The 13,372-nt window shown below is 75.1% G+C and carries 12 protein-coding genes; 9 read left to right on the top strand and 3 right to left on the bottom strand.

Annotation, left to right across the window (positions count from 1 at the left end):
• Nucleotides 1-23: 23 nt before the first annotated feature.
• From mtrA to secA, 6 genes are all read left to right on the top strand, one after another.
• Nucleotides 24-707 carry an MtrAB system response regulator MtrA gene (mtrA, locus tag RCG67_RS08185; RefSeq protein WP_058874789.1) on the top strand — a complete coding sequence of 228 codons (684 nt, stop codon included), beginning with the start codon at nucleotides 24-26 and terminating at the stop codon, nucleotides 705-707.
• Complete coding sequence (mtrB, locus tag RCG67_RS08190) at nucleotides 704-2,458, top strand: MtrAB system histidine kinase MtrB (RefSeq protein WP_368825668.1); 1,755 nt, start codon at nucleotides 704-706, stop codon at nucleotides 2,456-2,458. The genes mtrA and mtrB overlap by 4 nt, the downstream gene beginning before the upstream one ends.
• On the top strand, nucleotides 2,455-4,149 hold the full coding sequence (locus RCG67_RS08195; protein WP_368825669.1) for an LpqB family beta-propeller domain-containing protein: 1,695 nt from the start codon (nucleotides 2,455-2,457) through the stop codon (nucleotides 4,147-4,149). Before mtrB ends, RCG67_RS08195 begins: the two co-directional genes overlap by 4 nt.
• Before the next feature lie 96 nt (nucleotides 4,150-4,245).
• Nucleotides 4,246-5,028: a ComF family protein gene (locus tag RCG67_RS08200; RefSeq protein ID WP_368825670.1), complete on the top strand. Its 783-nt coding sequence runs from the start codon at nucleotides 4,246-4,248 to the stop codon at nucleotides 5,026-5,028.
• 102 nt (nucleotides 5,029-5,130) lie between these two features.
• Nucleotides 5,131-5,817, top strand: a complete 687-nt coding sequence (gene hpf / locus RCG67_RS08205) for a ribosome hibernation-promoting factor, HPF/YfiA family (protein WP_368825671.1) — start codon at nucleotides 5,131-5,133, stop codon at nucleotides 5,815-5,817.
• A 189-nt stretch (nucleotides 5,818-6,006) separates the two neighbouring features.
• Nucleotides 6,007-8,712: a preprotein translocase subunit SecA gene (gene secA, locus RCG67_RS08210; protein ID WP_368825672.1), complete on the top strand. Its 2,706-nt coding sequence runs from the start codon at nucleotides 6,007-6,009 to the stop codon at nucleotides 8,710-8,712.
• Between the two features lie 21 nt (nucleotides 8,713-8,733).
• Here the strand turns inward: secA and RCG67_RS08215 are convergent, their stop codons facing one another.
• A complete protein-coding gene (locus RCG67_RS08215; RefSeq protein WP_368825673.1) occupies nucleotides 8,734-9,255 on the bottom strand; it encodes an Rv3235 family protein in 522 nt (173 codons plus the stop codon).
• 104 nt (nucleotides 9,256-9,359) lie between these two features.
• Nucleotides 9,360-10,100: a LysM peptidoglycan-binding domain-containing protein gene (locus RCG67_RS08220; RefSeq protein ID WP_368825674.1), complete on the bottom strand. Its 741-nt coding sequence runs from the start codon at nucleotides 10,098-10,100 to the stop codon at nucleotides 9,360-9,362.
• Between the two features lie 207 nt (nucleotides 10,101-10,307).
• On the opposite strand from RCG67_RS08220, the gene RCG67_RS08225 reads away from it, so the two are divergent.
• Complete coding sequence (locus tag RCG67_RS08225) at nucleotides 10,308-10,871, top strand: hypothetical protein (protein ID WP_368825675.1); 564 nt, start codon at nucleotides 10,308-10,310, stop codon at nucleotides 10,869-10,871.
• Nucleotides 10,872-10,898: 27 nt separating this feature from the next.
• Here the strand turns inward: RCG67_RS08225 and RCG67_RS08230 are convergent, their stop codons facing one another.
• Nucleotides 10,899-11,114 (bottom strand): helix-turn-helix domain-containing protein, encoded by a 216-nt coding sequence (locus RCG67_RS08230; protein ID WP_058874782.1) that lies wholly within the window; start codon nucleotides 11,112-11,114, stop codon nucleotides 10,899-10,901.
• 236 nt (nucleotides 11,115-11,350) lie between these two features.
• Between RCG67_RS08230 and RCG67_RS08235 the strand changes: the two genes are divergently transcribed.
• Nucleotides 11,351-12,004, top strand: a complete 654-nt coding sequence (locus RCG67_RS08235; RefSeq protein ID WP_368825676.1) for an SAF domain-containing protein — start codon at nucleotides 11,351-11,353, stop codon at nucleotides 12,002-12,004.
• Nucleotides 12,005-12,486: 482 nt separating this feature from the next.
• Nucleotides 12,487-13,356 carry a CpaE/TadZ family protein gene (locus RCG67_RS17630; RefSeq protein ID WP_438612656.1) on the top strand — a complete coding sequence of 290 codons (870 nt, stop codon included), beginning with the start codon at nucleotides 12,487-12,489 and terminating at the stop codon, nucleotides 13,354-13,356.
• Nucleotides 13,357-13,372 lie beyond the last annotated feature (16 nt).

Consider the following 13,372-nt stretch of genomic DNA (forward strand, 5'->3'; position numbering starts at 1 on the left):
CGCCCCACACCACCGGAGAGGCGATGAACGCGCGAATACTGGTCGTCGACGACGACGCCGCCCTGTCGGAGATGATCGGGATCGTCCTGACCGCGGAGGGCTTCGAGCCCGTCTTCTGCTACGACGGTGCCACCGCCGTGGACACCTTCCGGGCCGTGCGCCCGGACCTGCTGCTCCTCGACCTCATGCTCCCGGGCAAGGACGGCATCCAGGTCTGCCGCGAGATCCGCACGATCTCCGACGTCCCGGTCGTCATGCTCACCGCCAAGTCGGACACCGTCGACGTGGTCCGCGGGCTGGAGGCCGGGGCCGACGACTACGTGCCCAAGCCGTTCAAGCCCGCCGAGCTCGTGGCCCGGGTCAAGGCCCGGCTGCGCCCGGTCGAGCGCGCCAACTCGCAGGAGCTGCGGATCGGCGACCTGACCATCGACGTGAGCGGGCACAGCGTGCACCGGGGGGACCACGAGATCAGCCTCACGCCCCTCGAGTTCGACCTGCTCACCGCCCTGGCGCGCGCACCGCACCAGGTGTTCTCGCGGGAGATGCTGCTCCGCGACGTCTGGGGCTACCAGCACGCCGCCGACACGCGGCTCGTCAACGTCCACGTGCAGCGGCTGCGCTCCAAGATCGAGCGGGACCCGGAGAGCCCCGAGATCGTGGTGACCGTGCGCGGCGTCGGCTACAAGGCGGGCACGTCCGCCCGATGACCCCGCCGGACGCCGCCTCCTCCCGGCGCAGCGGGCCGGCCCGCGCCGCGGCCCGCCGGCTGCGGCTGGGCCGGCTCCTCCTGGCCCGCCGCTGGCGGCAGTCCCTGCAGTTCCGAGCCATCGCGGTGTCCCTGTCCCTGACCGCCCTGGCCTTCTTCGTCACCGGCAGCTTCCTCTCGCACCAGATCGCGGACCGGCTCTTCACCGAGCGCCTGGACCAGGTCCTCGCCTCGGCCACCGCGGACTTCGAGCAGGTGCAGGACAGCTTCGACGCCTCGGACGCCTCCGACCGCGACGAGCTGCAGGCGCTGGTCGCCTCGACCCTCGGCTCGCTCTCGGTCGACGGCGCGGAGACCGAGCGCTGGATCCTGCTCCCGATGGACTTCACGAGCGGGCAGACCCTCATCCCGGCCCAGAGCCAGAGCCCGTGGATGACCTCGAGCACCGTGCCCGCGGAGCTGCAGGATCGGCTCGCGGAGCAGGACGGCGTGTTCTGGCAGCCCGCCTCCGTCCGGATGACGGAGAACGGGGAGGAGGCCCCCGTCATCGTCGTGGGCACCGTGGTGGACCTCTACCAGAACAGCCGCTACGGGCTCTACCTCGTCTACGACTTCTCCGAGCCGCAGCGCACCCTGGACGCGATGCACGCGGTGCTGCTGCTGTCGGTGGTCGTCCTGCTCCTGCTCGTGGGCGCGATCGTCTGGTACGTCACCCGCGAGGTCGTCCGTCCCGTGTCCACCACCGCCCGCGTGGCCGAGCAGCTCGCCGACGGGGACCTCGGCGTGCGGATGCCCGTCAGCGGCTCGCACGAGGTCGCCCGCCTCGCCCGGTCCTTCAACCGCATGGCGGACAGCCTGCAGGAGCAGATCACCCAGCTCGAGCAGCTGTCCTCGATGCAGCAGACCTTCGTCTCGGACGTCTCCCACGAGCTTCGCACCCCGCTGACCACGGTGCGGATGGCGGCCGAGGTGCTCTTCAACGCCCGTGAGGACTTCGACCCCGTCAACCGGCGCTCCGCCGAGCTGCTCCACCACCAGGTGGACCGCTTCGACGCCCTGCTGGCCGACCTGCTGGAGATCTCGCGCTTCGACGCCGGCGCCGCCCGGCTTGAGGTGGCCAGCGTCGAGCTGTTCTCCGTCGTGCACGACGTCGTGGAGGCCGCGGCCCCGCTCGCCGTCTCCTCCGGCTCCACGGTGCGGGTGCGCTCGGAGCTGTCCCGCTGCACCGTCCAGGGGGACCAGCGGCGGATCGAGCGGATCCTGCGGAACCTCGTGGTCAACGCCCTCGAGCACGGGGAGGGCCGGCCCGTCGACGTCGTCGTCGGGGCCTCCGAGGTTGCCGCGGCCGTGGCGGTGCGCGACCACGGCATCGGGATGACCGAGGAGGAGGCGGCCAAGGCGTTCAATCGCTTCTGGCGCGCGGACCCGGCCCGCGCCCGCACCACGGGCGGTACGGGGCTCGGCCTCGCGATCGCCACCGAGGACACGCGGCTGCACGGCGGCCGGCTCGACGTGTGGGGCGCGCCGGGGGAGGGCGCGTGCTTCCGGCTCACCCTGCCCCGGACCCGCGCCCGGCGGCTCGGTCCCGACGACGACAGCCCGCTGGGCCTGCCGCCCGACGCCGACGCGTACCCGGAGACGGCGGCGGTGACCCGGACGGGGTCCCTGGCGCTGGCCTCCGCGGCCCCGCCGGAGCAGCTGCCCCCCGCCGCCGCGGCGCAGCCGGCCGACGTCGAGGAGGACCGGACATGAGCAGGACCGGGAGGCCGGCCCGCACGGCCGCACTCGCCCTGGCCGCGGCCGTGGCCCTCGGCGGCTGCGGAGCCATTCCCCGGACGGGGCCCGTGCACCGGCACGCCGAGCCGACCCGGACCGCGGCCCAGCCCACCTACGACGTCGAGCCGGCCGGCCCCCGCGACGGGGCGACCCCGGAGCAGATCGTGCGGGGCTTCCTCGCGGCCGGGACCGGCGTGGCCGACGACTACTCCGTGGCCCGGGAGTACCTCACCCCGGACCTCGCCGGCACCTGGCACCCGGACGCGCGCACCATCGTGCACCGCGGCGACGCCTCGATCGTGCCCCGGCTCGAGGACGACGAGTACCGCGTGAACCTCGAGGTGGAGAGCGTGGTGGACGGCTCCGGCGTGATCGAGCGCAAGCCGGCGGGGGCCACGGAGGTGCTCGACTTCGACGTGGCCCAGGTGGACGGCCAGTGGCGGATCTCCGACGCCCCGGACGCCACGGCGCTCACCCGGCCCGACTTCGAGGACGTCTTCGAGCCCCACCACCTGTACTTCGCGGACGAGGACCTGTCCAACGTGGTGGTCGACCCCCGGTGGTTCCCGGACCGGGTGCCGGTGTCCACGTCCATCGTGCGCAACCTGCTCGGCGGGCCCGCGCCGTACCTGCGGGGCGCCGTGACCTCGGCGTTCCCGGCGGGGACCACGCTCGCGGGCTCGGCGGTGCCCGTGCGGGAGGGCACCGCCACGGTGGAGCTCAGCGTGCCCGACTTCGACCCGGCGAACATCGAGATCAACCGCCGGATGCACGACCAGCTCTCGCTGAGCCTCAGGTCGCTCACCGCGGTGAACGACGTGGAGCTGCTCGTCGAGGGGGCGCCCGTGGAGCTCGGCGCGGGGTGGACCGACACCGCACCGGTCCAGGACGTCACCGTCCCGGCCCGGCAGGTGGGGCTGCGCGACGGCGAGCTCGTGTTCTACCAGGGCGGCCAGACCGAGGTCGTGGACGGGATCCCCGCGCTGGACGACCACTTCCCGTCCAGCCCCGCGATGGACGCCGCGGCCGAGCACTTCGCGTTCGTGGACACGGGCACCGGCGCCCTGGTGACCGTGGCCCGGGACGAGGAGCCCGTGGAGCGCTTCAGCGGCACCGGCCTGACCCGCCCGAGCTTCGACGAGCACGGGTGGGTGTGGACCGGGGACTCCGCCGGCACCGTCCGGGCCGTGCGCACCGGCGCGGACGCCGGGGACCCGCGGCGCGTCGAGGCCTCGTGGCTGTCGGCGCGGACCGTCACCTCGCTGCGGATCTCGCGCGGGGGCACGCGCGCGCTCGTCGTCACCGAGGACGACGGCGTCTCCCAGATCTGGCTCTCCGGCGTGGTGCGCGAGCCGGACGGGACGCCGCGCCGGCTCAACGAGCCGTACCGGGTGGCCGCCGACGTCGACGCGGACGCGGCCCTGTGGCTCAGCGACCGGGAGTTCGTCGCGGCCCCGCTGGGCGGCACGGGGTCCGTCCGGCCCCGCGTCTACGACGTGTCCGGGCGCTTCCGCGAGCTGCCCGCCCTGGTGGGCCTCACCGGACTGAGCGGGGGCAACGGCACGTCCTCCGTCTACGCCGTGGCCGGCGGCACCCTGCACATGCTCACCGGCAACGCGTGGGCGCCGCAGAGCGAGGACGTGCTGGACACGGCGTTCGCCGGCTGAGGCCCCCGCCCGGGACGGTCCCCCGTCCACAGCGCCGGCCGTCCGGACGGGAGCCGCCCCCGGTCCCGGGCGGCGGGCCCCGGCCAGGATGGGGGCATGCCCGCGAACCCGCTCTCCGCCCGCGCCCTCGACCGGGCGGCCGCACGGGTCCTCGACCGCCTGGCCGAGGCCGCCGAGGTGCTGCTGCCCGTGGAGTGCGCCGTGTGCCGCGCCCCGGGCGCCGCCCTGTGCCGCGGCTGCCGCCTGCTGCTGCGCCGGTCCTGCGCCCGGCCCTTCGAGGCGTCCTCGGCCGCGCCGCTGCTGGATCCGCCGCTGCCGGTCGTGGCCGCCGGGCGCTACGCCCACGGGCTCGCCACGTGCGTGCTCGCCCTCAAGAACACCGGCCGCACCGACCTGGTCCCCGTGCTCGCCGCCTGCCTGGCCACGGCCCTGCACCGCGCCGCCCGGGACTGGCCGCCCGGGCCCGTGCTCCTGGTCCCGGTGCCGACCAGCCCGGCGGCCCTGCGGCGCCGCTGGTTCGACCCCGTGCGGCTGCTGCTGGAGGACTGCTCCCGCCGCGGCGTGCTCCCCGCCGGTGCGGTCGTGGACCGCGGGCTGCGGCACCGCGGGAGCGGGACCCTGCTGCCCGGACCGGCGCAGAAGCGGCTGGGCGCGGCGGGCCGGCGGGACCGCCCCACCGGGTCCATGCGGGCCGCGGCGGCGCCCGGCGCCCGGTGCGTCGTCGTCGACGACGTGCTGACCACGGGCGCGACCCTCGGGGAGGCGGCCCGCGCGCTGCGCGCCGGCGGGGCCGAGGTGGTCGGTGCGGTGGTGCTCGCGGCCGTGCGCTCCCCGGCGGTTCCGCTCACCGCTGATCCGGACCCGGCCGGGGCCTGGTGAATATCCCGTGTGATTCAACTAACGTTGAGCCACGGGACGCACCGATCCTCCCGGGTGGGCGGCCCCATCCGCCCACGTCACCCCCGAGATTTGGAGGGCATCATGGAACTGAACGTCATGGGGCGCAACGTCGCCGTACCGGAGCGGTTCAAGGAGTACGCCGCCGAGAAGGTCGTCAAGTTCGAGGAGCTGGGCGAGAAGGTCCAGCGCATTGATGTCAAGGTCACCAAGGACCACGCGCTGCCCGGCCACCAGGGCATGGGCGTGGAGATCACCGTCTCCGGCCGCGGTCCCGTGCTGCGGGCCGAGGCCCGCGGCGACGACAAGTTCGCCGCTTTCGACGAGGCGTACAGCAAGCTCCTGGAGCGCCTGCGCCGGGCGCGCGACCGCCGGAAGGTGCACCGCGGCGCCCACCGCCCCACGGCCGTCCACGAGGCCACCGGCACCCTGCCCGTGGTGCCGAGCTCCGGACCCATCTACTCCACCGCCGAGGAGCTCGCGACCGCCGAGCAGGAGGCGTTCGACCAGAGCGTGAGCCTCACCGACGCGGTCACCCCCGTCGAGATCCGGCGCAAGCGGTTCCCTGCCTCCGAGCTGAGCGTCGACGAGGCCGTCGACCACATGGAGCTCGTCGGCCACGACTTCTACCTGTTCCTCGACAAGGAGACCGGGGAGCCCTCCGCGGTCTACCGCCGCAAGGGCTGGAGCTACGGCGTGATCAGCCTCAGCGACAACGGCGAGGCGTCCGAGGAGAGCGTCCGGGCGTACCAGACCGAGCCCGCCCGCTGAGCACGCACCGCTGAGCGCGGGACCCGCCGGCCGGGTGCCGGCCGGGTCCCGCCCCGGAAGAGCCCGGTGGTTGCGGCCACCGGGCTCCGCCGTGCCCGAGGACCGGGGCCCGCTCGCGTAGACTGGAGCAGGTGCCGGATACCCCCCATCAGTCCCAGCACGGCAGTCGAACACGAGGAGCGTGTGCACGTGGCGTCATTCCTGGAGAAAGTCCTCAGGACCGGAGACAAGAAGGTCCTGACGAGGCTGCGGTCCTACACGACCGCCATCAACAGCCTCGAGGACGGTTTCCGGGAGCTCAGCGACGCGGAGCTGCGGGCCGAGACGGACGCCTTCCGCGCCCGCGTCGCCGACGGCGAGTCCCTGGACCGGCTGCTGCCCGAGGCCTTCGCCGTGGTCCGGGAGGCCGCCTCGCGCACCCTGGGCCAGCGCCACTACGACGTCCAGCTCATGGGCGGCGCCGCCCTGCACCTCGGGAACATCGCCGAGATGAAGACCGGTGAGGGCAAGACCCTCGTCGCCACGGCCCCCGCCTACCTCAACGCCCTCTCCGGCAAGGGCGTCCACGTCGTCACCGTGAACGACTACCTGGCGGAGTACCAGGCCAACCTGATGGGGCGCGTCTACCGGTTCCTGGGCATGGAGACCGGCGTGGTGCTGGCCAACCAGGACCCGGCGACCCGGCGGCAGCAGTACGTCGCCGACATCACGTACGGCACGAACAACGAGTTCGGCTTCGACTACCTCCGCGACAACATGGCGTGGAGCCCCGACGAGCTCGTCCAGCGGGGCCACAGCTTCGCGATCGTCGACGAGGTGGACTCCATCCTGATCGACGAGGCCCGCACCCCGCTCATCATCTCCGGGCCCGCCTCGGGGGAGGCCAACCGGTGGTACACCGAGTTCGGCCGTCTCGTGCAGCGGCTCCAGGCGGGCACCGACTACGAGGTGGACGAGAAGAAGCGCACCGTCGGCGTGCTGGAGTCCGGGATCGAGAAGGTCGAGGACTGGCTCGGCATCGACAACCTCTACGAGGCCCAGAACACCCCGCTGATCGGGTTCCTGAACAACGCCATCAAGGCCAAGGAGCTCTTCCGCGCCAACAAGGACTACGTGGTGCTCAAGGGCGAGGTGATGATCGTCGACGAGCACACCGGGCGCATCCTCGCCGGCCGCCGCTACAACGAGGGCATGCACCAGGCCATCGAGGCGAAGGAGGGCGTCGAGATCAAGGCCGAGAACCAGACGCTCGCCACGGTCACCCTGCAGAACTACTTCCGCCTCTACGACAAGCTCGCGGGCATGACGGGAACCGCCGAGACCGAGGCCGCGGAGTTCATGAACACCTACGGGCTGGGCGTCGTGTCCATCGAGACGCACCGGCCCCTCGCCCGCATCGACCGCCCCGACCTCGTCTACAAGAACGAGGTCGCGAAGTTCGCCGCGGTGGTCAAGGACATCGAGGAGCGGCACGCGAAGGGCCAGCCGGTCCTCGTGGGCACCGTGTCGGTCGAGAAGAGCGAGTACCTCTCGAAGCTGCTCGCCCAGCGCGGCGTCCGCCACGAGGTGCTCAACGCGAAGAACCACGCGCGGGAGGCCGCGATCGTCGCGCAGGCCGGCCGCAAGGGCGCGGTCACCGTGGCCACCAACATGGCCGGCCGCGGCACCGACATCATGCTCGGCGGCAACGCCGAGTTCAACGCCGTGGACCGGATGCGGGAGAAGGGCCTGGACCCGCAGCGGGACGCGGAGGAGTACGAGCGGGTGTGGCCGGAGGTGGTGGCCGCGTGCGAGGAGGAGACGAGGACGGAGCACCAGGAGGTCGTGGCCGTCGGCGGTCTCTACGTCCTGGGCACCGAGCGCCACGAGTCGCGGCGCATCGACAACCAGCTGCGCGGGCGCTCCGGGCGCCAGGGGGACCCGGGCGAGTCCCGCTTCTACCTCTCCCTCGCGGACGACCTCATGCGGCTGTTCAACGCCGGGGCCGCCCAGCGGCTCATGGCGGGGGCGCCGGACGACACCGCCCTGGAGCACAAGATCGTCTCCCGCGCCATCGCCTCGGCGCAGAGCCAGGTCGAGGGGCGCAACGCCGAGCAGCGCAAGAACGTCCTCAAGTACGACGACGTCCTGAACCGTCAGCGCGAGGCGGTCTACCGCGACCGGCGCCGGGTGCTCGAGGGCGACGACCTCCAGGAGCAGATCGCCCAGTTCGTCGACGAGGTCGTCAGCTCCACGGTCGAGGACCGCACGGCCGTCGGCCACCCCGAGGACTGGGACCTCGACGGGCTGTGGGAGGCCCTGCGCACGATCTACCCCGTGACCCTCACGGTCGACGAGGTCGTCGAGGAGGCCGGGGGCCGCACCCGGCTCACGGCGGAGTTCCTGCGCGAGCAGATCCTCTCCGACGCCCGTCTCGTCTACGACCAGCGGGAGGAGGAGGTCGGCGCGGAGGCGATGCGCAACCTGGAGCGGCGCGTGCTGCTGTCGGTCATCGGGCGCAAGTGGCCCGAGCACCTCTACGAGATGGACTACCTCAAGGAGGGCATCGGCCTGCGCGCCATGGCGCAGCGCGACCCCCTCGTGGAGTACCAGCGGGAGGGCTACGCGATGTTCCAGGAGATGATGGGCGCGATCCGCGAGGAGACGGTCTCGACGCTGTACCGGATGGAGATCCGGCGCCAGCGCGTGGGCGCCGACGGCGGCCCCGTGGACCTGCAGATCCCGCGTCAGCCCAGCTTCCTGCAGTACACCGCGCCCGCCGAGACGGGTGGGACGCAGACCCGCACGGAGCCGGTCGCGGCCGGCGGCGGGGAGGACGAGGCGGACACGTCCCGCAACCGGGCGGGGCGGCGCGCCCGGGCCCGGGCCGCCAGCGCGGAGGCCTCCGAGGGCTGAGCGGGGCGCCGCGGCGGAGGCTCAGCCGACCTCGAGCTCGGTGACGCTCCAGCCCCGCCCCAGGCGCTCCACGCGCATGGCCACGGCCCGGCTGCGCCGCGGCTCGACCAGCACGAGGGCCACCTCGTAGACCCCGTGGTCCACCCGGCAGACCCGGCACCTGCGCACGTGCGGATTGCGGTGCAGCTCCTGCAGCGCGGCCTTGTCCTCGAACTGCTCCTGCAGCAGCCGGAGCATGTCGGCGCGCTGCTGGAAGCGCTGCACGATCTCCGGGGTGGTCCAGCGGCTCAGCTGCGCCGCCGGCCGGCTCCCGCCCAGCACCTCCACGGCCGCCTGGCCGATCGACCGGGCCAGCGCCGTGACCCGGCCCAGCTCGTCGGCGGTGTCGCGGCCCAGCACGCGGGTGGCGCCCCACGTGTAGCCGCCCGGGGCCGTGGGCGGCGCCGGCCGCGCCCGGCGGGCCGGTGGGCCGGCTGCCGGGCGTCCGGACGCGGGCACGACCGGCCGGGCCATCGGATCGGAACCGGCGGCGGGTGCGTTCATGGCGGGCCTCCTGGGAGCGGTGCTGTGGTCCTGCGGTGCTGTGGTCCTGCGGTGCGTCGGTGGTCGGGCGGTCCCGGGCCGAGCCGGGCCGGGGCGCGGGCGGGTCAGGGTCCTCCGGCGCCGGGCACCAGGAGCCGCTGGCCGGGCAGGAGCCGGTGCGGCCCGTCCACGAGCACGTGCCGGTTCAGCTCGTACCAGCGGGGCCACGCGCGGGCGATCTGCTCGTCGGTGGCCTCCGGCCCCAGCTGGGCGGCCGTGAGGGACCACAGCGTGTCCCCGCGCAGGACCGTGACGGCGCCGTCCACCGTGCGCTCCGCCGCCACGGGCCGGCGACCGCAGGGCTCCGGTGCCGCCGGGGGAGCGGGAACGGGCTCCGCCCCGGGCTCGGCGTCGGGGCCGGGTCCCGGTGCCGGGGCGGGGGCCGGCGTGCCCGGGGCCTCCTGGGCGGCTGCCCCGGCGTCCCAGAACGGGGAGGGCGTGTCGTCGGCGAGCGCGCCCGGGGCCGCGAGCAGCTGCAGGCCCAGGGCTGCGGCCGCCGCACGGCGCAGCAGGGCGGGGGAGCACCGCCGGCAGACCCCGGCGAGGCGTTCCCAGCGGCGGCGACCGGCCAGCACCGAGAGCACCGCGAGGGCGGCGGCGAGGGTCCAGGCCACCACCACGGCGCAGCCGAGCGCGGCCGCCGCCAGGCCGATCAGCGCCTCCGTGTCCGGGCCTCCGGAGGGACGGCCGGCGCCGCCGGTCAGCGCCGCGCCGCAGGCCGCGGTGGCCAGGCCCAGGACGGGGATCGCGAGCACCGACCACAGCGGAGCGGCGGTGGGGCGTGCGGGTCGTGGCGTGCCGGCCATGTCGTCCCCCGATGACAGGTGTTTGGTGGCATTTGATGGTGTTTGATGCCGTTTGACGTCCTGAGGCATTGGTAGCACCGGGGGCGGCCGGTGTAAAGGTCTGCGTCCGGCGCGGTGGACATGGCGTTCCTTGACCGGTCCGGGGCGGGCACCTAGGTTGAGGCCCTGCGCGGCCGGACGGACCGGACGCCGGAAGGGGGCGCTGCCGTGCGCTGGGAGCAGCTGTTCGCGGACATGGAGTCGCAGCTGGCCTCCGCGCACCAGCTGGGACTGGAGGAGGAGGCCGCCGAGCAGGCCCGCGCGGAGTACTCCCGGGTGCGCCTGGCGGACCGGCTGCGGCTGCGGCAGGGCGAGCCCGTCCGGGCCCTGCTCGCGGGGGCCGTGCCCGTCGAGGGCCGGGTGGGCACGGTGGGCGCCGGGTGGGTCGCGCTCGAGGACCGGGGGACCCAGCACCTCGTGCCGCTGGGCGCCGCCCTGTGGTGGGAGTCCCTCGGCCGGGGGTGGACGCCCGGTGCGGACCCGGTGGCGCTGCGGCTCGGACTGGGGCACGCGCTGCGCGCCCTGGCGCGGGCCCGGGCCGGGGTGCGGGTCCGGCTCTCCGGCGGAGGCCCGCTCGGCGAGCTCGAGGGGACGGTCGACCGGGTGGGCTCGGACTTCTTCGACCTGGCCCTGCACCCCGACGACGACTACCGGAGGCGGGGCAGCGTGACCGCGCTGCGCGCCGTCCCGTTCCCCGCGCTGGTCTGCGTCTCCTCGCTCAGCGCGCGGTGAGGCCGCCGCGGGAGTCCTCCCGGCGGATCAGTCCGCAGCGCCCGAGCGCACCGCCTCGGCGGTGCGCTCGTACCCCCGTGCGATGTACTCCTCCAGCTTGGCGGTCTCGACACGCCACTGGCCGCGTCCGCCCACCTGGATGGCAGGCAGCTCTCCGCTGCGCACGAGAGCCCTCGCCTGCGCCGCCGAGATGTTGAGGATCTCGGCGACGTCCGCCAAGGTCAGGAAGCGCTGCTGCGCCATCTCCCGCCTCCTTGCTCGTGGTTGCTCTCCCGTTCCAGTCTGCCACCGAACGGGCGGGACGGCCGCCCGTCCACATGCGGCGGACCACGACGGGGATCGGCCACGGGGCCGTCCCGCCACGATCCTGTCCCCAGTTGTGCACCGGACCGTTCCCGCGGCCCCACGCCCGCGGGCACAATGTGGGCGACGAGCGCGGTCCCCACGGCCGTGCCGAGCATCGAGAGAGGCGGTCGCCGATGAGCGGCACGGTCAGGGGCACGGACGCCCCGTCGGCCCGGTTCCGGAGACCGACCTGGCGGGACCCCCGGCTGCTCACCGGGCTGCTGCTCGTGCTGCTCTCCGTCGCCGGGGTGACCGCCGTGGTCTCCGCCACGAACCGGACGGACCCCTATCTCGCGGCGGCCCGGGACATCGAGGTCGGGCAGGAGGTGACCGGGGAGGACGTCGTGGCCGTCGACGTCCGGCTGCAGGACGCGGCGGACCTGTACGTCCCGGCGGGCGACGCCCCGGGCCCGGGCACCGTCGCCACGCAGCGGATCCCGGCGGGCCAGCTGCTGCCGGGCACCGCCCTGGGCGCCGCGGACCGGCTGGACCGCAAGCCGGTCGCCGTGCCGGTGGAGCACCCGCTGCCCCAGGACGCCGGGGCGGGTACGCGCGTGGACGTCTGGGTCGCCGCACAGAAGCCCTCGGGCCGCGGCCACGAACCGGCCCGCCTGCTGCTGCCCGCCGCCGAGATCGCCGGGGTGCAGGCGGAGGAGACCGCTCTCGGCGCGGGCCGCGGCACCGTGGTGCACGTGCTGGTCGAGGAGGACCCGATGGAGGAGCTCGTGGACGCGCTCGGCAACGACGCCCGGGTCACGCTCGTGTGGAACCCCGCGGGCGGCCGGTGATGGCCCTGCCGGTCATGGCCCTCGGGGTCTCGACGTGGCCTCTCGTCGACGGGATCGAACGGCTGCACGGGCCGGTCACGGTGGTGCGCCGCTGCCTCGACCTCACGGAGCTGCTGGCCGCGGCGCGCGCCGGGCTCGGCCGGGCCGCGCTCGTCGCGGAGGGCGCCGAGGACCTCACGGCCAGCCTGCTGGAGCAGATCCGGCTCGGCGGCGCGGCGCTGCTGGTGCTGGAGGGCCACGACCACCGCCGCCTCGCCGGGCTGGGTGCCGTGGTCGTCCCGGAGCACGCGGACCCGGAGGACGCCGCACGCCTCGTCGAAGAGGCCGTCGCGGCCGCGGCGGGCGCGCCGAGCGCCGTCGGCTACGCCGACGTCGTCGCGGCGGGCCGCGCGGACGCCGCGGCCGGCGCGGACCCGCGGCCCGGGGCGGACTCCGACGACGAGGTGCCGTCCGGCCCCCGGGGCGGGGGTCGGATCGTGGCGGTGTGGGGGCCCACCGGAGCGCCGGGCCGGACCACGGTGGCCGTCAACCTCGCCGCCGAGCTGGCTCTCCTCGGGCAGGACACGGCGCTCGTGGACGCGGACACCTACGGCCCGTCCGTGGCCGCGGCCCTCGGGATGCTGGACGAGGCCGCGGGCCTGGCCCAGGCGTGCCGCCTGGCCGACCAGGGGCGGCTCGACGGCGCGGCCCTGCGCCGGACGGCCGCCGACGTGGCCGTCGCCGGGCGCACCGTCCGGGTGCTCACGGGCCTGACCCGCCAGGACCGCTGGCCGGAGCTGCGCTCGAGCGCCGTCGCTGCGGTGCTCGAGCGCTCGGCCCAGGAGTTCGGCACCACGGTCGTGGACTGCGGCTTCGCGCTCGAGGCCGACGAGGAGCTCACGGTCGACACCATGGCTCCTCGCCGGCACGCCGCGGCCCTCACGGTCCTGGAGCGCGCGGACGTGGTGGTCGCGGTGGGCGCCGCGGACACCATCGGCGTGCCGCGGCTGGTCAAGGGCCTGCCGGACGTCGCCGCGGCCGCGCCCGGGGCCCGCCTCGTCGTCGTCGTCAACAAGCTGCGCCGCTCGGCGGCGGGACGCTCCCCCGAGCTGGGGATCCGTGAGGCCTGGGCGCGCTTCGGCTCCGGCCCGGCGCTCGAGCAGTTCGTGCCGTGGGACCCGGAGACCCTCGACGAGGCGCTGCTGGCGGGGGCCGTCCTGGCGGAGACCGCGGCCGGGTCGTCCGCGCGGGCCGCGTTCCGCACGCTGGCCGGCCGGGTGCTCGCCGGCGCCGGGGCGCCGGCGGCGGACGGGAGCCCGCCCGTGCACGGTACTAGGCTGGGCGGCAGGATCGGGGCCTGGCTGCGGCGCTGATCGCGGGGGCGCCGTC

Source organism: Kocuria cellulosilytica (assembly GCF_040981245.1).
Taxonomy (GTDB): domain Bacteria; phylum Actinomycetota; class Actinomycetes; order Actinomycetales; family Micrococcaceae; genus Kocuria; species Kocuria cellulosilytica.